This window comes from Myxococcus vastator, from assembly GCF_010894475.1.
GTDB classification, from domain to species: Bacteria; Myxococcota; Myxococcia; order Myxococcales; family Myxococcaceae; genus Myxococcus; species Myxococcus vastator.
This window is the reverse complement of record NZ_JAAIYB010000650.1, coordinates 1-3,543: the sequence shown is the minus strand read 5'-3', so window position 1 is coordinate 3,543 and position 3,543 is coordinate 1. Positions and strand designations below refer to the sequence as shown.

Sequence of the window (3,543 nt, the reverse complement as noted above, 5' to 3'; positions counted from 1 at the left end):
CCCCGGGTCCATCCCACCCCGTGCCGTGAGACATGTGTGACGTGACAAGCTCGCGGGACATGCTCAGGTAGGATGAGCGGAACCGCTCGCGGAGATGGCCCCGATGCAGAACGTGCTGGTGATTGACGACGACGCCTTCGTGCTCTCGGTGGTGCGGGACATCCTCCAGAGCGCGGGCTACGGGGTCGTGACGGTGCAGTCCCCCGCCGAGGCGTTCAACCTGGACCTGTCCAGCGTCTCCGCCATCCTCTGCGACTACAACATGCCGGACATGAACGGCTCCGACGTGCTCACGGTGATGCGTGAGCTGAAGGACTGCCGGGTGCCGTTCATCTTCCTCACCGGACACGAGGAGCTGGATGACCTCGTGTCCGTGGCCATCCGCTACGGCGCGGAGCTGCTGCCCAAGCCCATCCAGCCCGTGGAGCTGGTGCGGCTGCTGGTGAAGCAGCTCGCCTCCGCGGCTTGAGCGCTATCCCAGCACCGCCACCAGCTGGCGGCACTGGGCCAGCAGCTCGCCCTCCTGGGTCCACAGCTGCTGGAAGTCCTCCGAGTAGCCCTCCGCCGCCTGCCGTGAGCGCCCCGTGCGCAGGAAGTAGGCGTCCTCGCGCAGGCCGGGCCGCGGCAGGTCGTGGAAGAAGTGCACGGTGAAGTCCACGCTCGCCGCCGCGTGGAAGCCGTCCACCCGCGAGAGCACCGACGGCGGATAGGCGTCCATCAGCCCCACGCACAGCGGCGCGTCCAGCACCAGCGCGTCCTTGGGGCGAATCCAGCCGCCCGTCTCCGCCACGTCCGCGCCGGAGTACGGCGCCGAGCCCACGCAGAAGCGGTACTCGAAGAAGCTGCAGAAGGTGGGCATGGGCACATCGTCCGGCACCGCGGGCACCTCGTGCGGCGGCGGCACGACAGGGCGCTTCACGTCGAAGTACTCCGTCACCCCACCGCGCGACGCGCCGAACGTGGCGGTGGCCACGCACAGCACCCCCGCGGCGCTCTCCACGCGCGCCGTCGCGTGGGTGACGAGCCGCCCCGTGCGCTCAATGCGCGTCTGGATTTCCGCGTCGCCCTCCACCGCCGGCGCGCAGAAGTGCGCGGTGAGCGTGCGCACGGGGCGCCCCACCTGCTGGGCCTGCGCCAGGGTGTGCTCCAGCGCGCGCAGCGTCGCCCCCGCGACGATGCCGCCATAGGCGCCCTTGCCCTGATACCAGGGCGCGGTGAAGCGGATGCCGTAGCGGTGGGGAGAGAGCGGCTCGGGGGTGGTGGCGGCGAGGAAGGCAGCGGTCATGTCGCGCCGCAGCGTATCAACGCCGCCCCAGTGTGTCCGGCCCGAGCCTCACACGGGCTCGCCGCCCCTTCAGGCGGACAGGCGCCAGTCGACGGGCGGACGGCCGTGGGACTCCAACGCCTCATTCACGGCGCTGAAGGGACGGCTGCCGAAGAAGCCGTTGCTGGCGGACAGCGGCGAGGGGTGCGTGCCCTCGATGATGACGTGCCGCTTCGCATCGATGAGCTTCTTCTTCTTCTGCGCGTAGCGGCCCCACAGCAGGAACACCACCGAGTCATCCTTGGCGCTCACCGCGCGGATGACGGCGTCCGTGAAGTCCTCCCAGCCGTGGCCCGCATGGCTGTTGGGCTTCGCCTGCCGCACCGTCAGCACCGCGTTGAGCAGCAACACGCCCTGCCGGGCCCACGGAATCAGCGAGCCGACCTTCGGGCGGGGCACGCCCACGTCGCTCTCCAGCTCCTTGAAGATGTTCACCAGCGACGGCGGCGGCGCCACGCCGGGCTGCACCGAGAACGCCAGCCCATGCGCCTGTCCCGGCCCGTGGTAGGGGTCCTGGCCCAGCAGCAGCACCCGCACGTCTTCATAGGGCGTGAGCCGGAAGGCGGAGAAGAGGTCCTCCTCCGACGGGAAGACGGTGGCCTCCCGCCGCTCCGCTTCGACGAAGCGCTCCAGCGCCTGGAACGACGGCGACGCCAGCGCCGCGCGCAGCTCCTGCTTCCAGTCCTCCGGCAGCCCTTCCGCGAGCATGAACGCCTCCCCTTCCAACGGCGGCGGCATTGAAGCACCGGGCTCCAAGAGGGCCCCCTGCTTTCCACCCGCCCACGCTGGAAACTGTCGGTGGGCGGCCCCTGCCCCAGAAAGCAGCCAGGCAGGCGGGGCGGGTTCTTGGGCCCTGGGGCCAGAGCGCGCTAGCCTGGGTGGCGCCATGACGATGTACACCGAGTCACTCCGCGCGTTCCTCAAGCCCGTCCTGCCCTACATGGACGACGAGGCCGTGTCGGAAATCATGATCAACGGCCCGACCGACATCTGGATTGAGCGCAAGGGCCGGCTCACGAAAGTGGATGCATCGTTCACCGACGAAGGCCTGCTCGGCGCCGCGCGCAACATGGCCCAGTTCGTCGGCCGCATGCTCAACGAGGAGCGCCCCCGCCTGGACGCGCGCCTCCCGGATGGCAGCCGCATCCACGTGGTGATTCCGCCCATCGCGCGCAAGGGCACCACCATCTCCATCCGCAAGTTCTTCAAGGAGAAGCTGACGGTCCAATCCTTGATGAAGTTCGGCTCACTCACGCCGCAGATGGCGCGCCTCATCGAGGCGGGCATCGCCACCAAGCTCAACATGCTGGTGGCCGGCGGCACGGGCTCCGGCAAGACGACGCTGCTCAACATCGTGTCGTCGCTCATCCCGGACGAGGAGCGCATCCTCACCATCGAGGACTCGGCCGAGCTCCAGCTCAACCAGTCCCACGTCGTGCCCTTCGAGAGCCGGCCCCCCGACAAGTTCGGCAAGGGCGCGGTGGACATGGGCGATTTGCTCCACTCCGCGCTGCGACTGCGCCCCGACCGCATCGTCGTCGGCGAGGTGCGCGGCGGCGAGGCCTTCCACCTCATGCAGGCCATGAACACCGGCCACGGCGGCTCGCTGGCCACCACGCACGCCAACACGCCCACGGACACGCTGCGCCGCATCGAGTCGCTGTGCCTCATGTCCGGCGTGGACCTGCCCATGGTGGCCGTGCGCGCCCAGGTGGCCAGCGCCATCAACTTCATCATCTGCTGCGAGCGCCTCCACGACGGCAGCCGCAAGACGATTGCCCTGTCGGAGGTGCTGCCCCTCAACGAGAAGGGCGACTACCGCACCCAGGACATCTTCGTCTTCACGCCCGTCACCAAGGACGAGGACGACCACATCCTGGGCTACCACGCGCCCACCGGCATCATCCCCAACTTCGTCAACAAGGCGCGCGCGTACGGCTTCAACGACCTGGACGAGGCCTTCTTCGACCCGGCCACCTACGGCCTGCCGCCGCCGCCCACCTTCCACGCGGGCGAGGCGTACTCGGTGCGCTGGGCCCCGTCCCTGAAGCACCGCGAGCAGGGGAGGCCGGACCCGGACCACTTCAAGGCGGAGTGGTCCGCCTTCGAGCAGCGCCTCAAGCAGGACGCCCGCGACGCGAAGGCCGGCAAGGCCGCCGCCGCGCCGCCGCCGCCCGCGCCGGCCGTGCAGGTGCAGGTGCCCGCGAGCCACCCCACCC

At 69.8% G+C, this 3,543-nt stretch carries 4 protein-coding genes; 2 read left to right on the top strand and 2 right to left on the bottom strand.

Annotated elements, in window-relative coordinates; genetic code table 11:
• Positions 1–103: 103 nt before the first annotated feature.
• Entirely contained in the window at positions 104–469 is a 366-nt protein-coding gene (locus tag G4D87_RS35525) for a response regulator (protein ID WP_140860516.1), read from the top strand.
• A gap of 3 nt (positions 470–472) precedes the next feature.
• Here the strand turns inward: G4D87_RS35525 and G4D87_RS35520 are convergent, their stop codons facing one another.
• On the bottom strand, positions 473–1,285 hold the full coding sequence (locus G4D87_RS35520) for an acyl-CoA thioesterase (protein WP_163787165.1): 813 nt from the start codon (positions 1,283–1,285) through the stop codon (positions 473–475).
• Positions 1,286–1,354: 69 nt separating this feature from the next.
• Positions 1,355–2,032 (bottom strand): uracil-DNA glycosylase, encoded by a 678-nt coding sequence (ung, locus tag G4D87_RS35515; protein ID WP_163787167.1) that lies wholly within the window; start codon positions 2,030–2,032, stop codon positions 1,355–1,357.
• Positions 2,033–2,210: 178 nt separating this feature from the next.
• On the opposite strand from ung, the gene G4D87_RS35510 reads away from it, so the two are divergent.
• Positions 2,211–3,543 (top strand): TadA family conjugal transfer-associated ATPase (locus G4D87_RS35510; RefSeq protein WP_163787164.1); only part of this gene is annotated, 1,333 nt, incomplete at its 3' end.